This is a genomic window from Bradyrhizobium sp. 87, from assembly GCF_023073015.1.
Lineage (GTDB): Bacteria > Pseudomonadota > Alphaproteobacteria > Rhizobiales > Xanthobacteraceae > Bradyrhizobium > Bradyrhizobium canariense_D.
In genome coordinates, this window is record NZ_JADPIQ010000076.1 from 1 (window position 1) to 1417 (window position 1417).

Annotated in this window: 1 protein-coding gene; it reads right to left on the bottom strand. The window is 63.5% G+C overall.

What is annotated here, in order from left to right; genetic code table 11:
• Positions 1–35 precede the first annotated feature (35 nt).
• Positions 36–1319 carry an IS256 family transposase gene (locus tag IVB50_RS18425; RefSeq protein WP_247296848.1) on the bottom strand — a complete coding sequence of 428 codons (1284 nt, stop codon included), beginning with the start codon at positions 1317–1319 and terminating at the stop codon, positions 36–38.
• Positions 1320–1417 lie beyond the last annotated feature (98 nt).

The window sequence follows — 1417 nt, forward strand, 5'->3', positions numbered from 1 at the left end:
GAGCTATCGCCAAATTTTGGTGACGGCGGTGCCGGTCAGGCGGCAGCGGTTATGGGCTGACGGTCGGTCGACTTGGCGATGACCTCGATCCCATCGTTGAATGTCACACCAAGAACGAGTTTTGGCAACTGGTTGTGGCCATCGAGACGGCGCCAGCTTTTCTGTGCGCCCTCGACCAGTTTGAAGACCATGGCGAGCGCGGTCCCGTTCGACAGACAACCCTTCGATCGGATGGTGCGGTGGCGCACGGTGGCGAAGGTGCTTTCGATGGGGTTGGTCGTCCGCAAGTGTTTCCAGTGCTCGGCCGGGAAGTCGTAGAAGGCGAGCAGCGTGTCTCGATCCTTGCTCAGGCAGTCGGCCGCCTTCTCGTATTTCAGCGCGTAGCTCTCGATGAAGGCATCGAACGCCAGCCCGGCGGCGACCTTCGTTTCAGCCATCCAGATCTCCTGCAACGCGCGCTTGGCTTTCGGCTGCTGGCTCTTCGGCAGCTTGGCGAGCACGTTTGCAGTCTTGTGCACCCAGCAGCGCTGCTCGCGCGTTTTCGGCCAGACCTCGCCGGCGGCTTTCCAGAAGCCGAGTGCGCCATCGGCGATGACGAGCTGCGGAGGCGCGTCGAGCCCACGGCGCTTCAGATCAAGCAGCAGACCGCGCCAGTCATGCGCGCTCTCGCGGGCGCCATCGGTGAAGCCGACCAGTTCCTTGCGGCCTTCCGGCGTCGCTCCGATCAGCACCAGGATGCACTGCTTTTCGTCCTCGAGCCGCGCCTCCAGATGGATGCCATCGGCCCAGATATAGACGTAGCGCTTGGCCGACAGATCGCGCTTCTGCCACGCGATGTGCTCGTCGAGCCAGCCATCCTTCAGGCGACCGATCGCGGAGGCCGACAACCCGGCGGCATCCTTGCCGAGCAGCGCAGCCAGCGCTTCCGAGAAGTCGCCGGTCGAGATCCCCTTCAGATAAAGGATCGGCAGCAGCGTCTCGATCGACTTCGAACGCCGCATGTAGGGCGGCAGGATCGCCGGAGAGAACCGGATGCGGTCGGGATCGGAGGCGTCCGCCTCGCGATCGCGCACACGCGGCTGGCGGACGGCAACCGGACCGATACCGGTCATCACCTCCCGCTCCGGCAGGTGACCATGGCGGACGATGCGCTGGTGGCCGTCCGCGGTCTTCAAATCGGCATGCTTGCCGAGAAAGTCCTCGACCTCGGCCTCGACCGCCTGGGCGAGAAGGGCGCGTGCCCCGCTGCGCAAGACTTCTGTGAGTTGATCGGTGACGGTTCCTGGCTGAATCAGCTTGATGATGTTATCTTTGGACACGGCATATCGCTCCTTCGGTGGAGAAGTGGAGGCGTCAAGCACCCCCACGATATGCCGCCTTTCCGATTCTCGCCGTCACCAACTTTCGGCGATAGCTC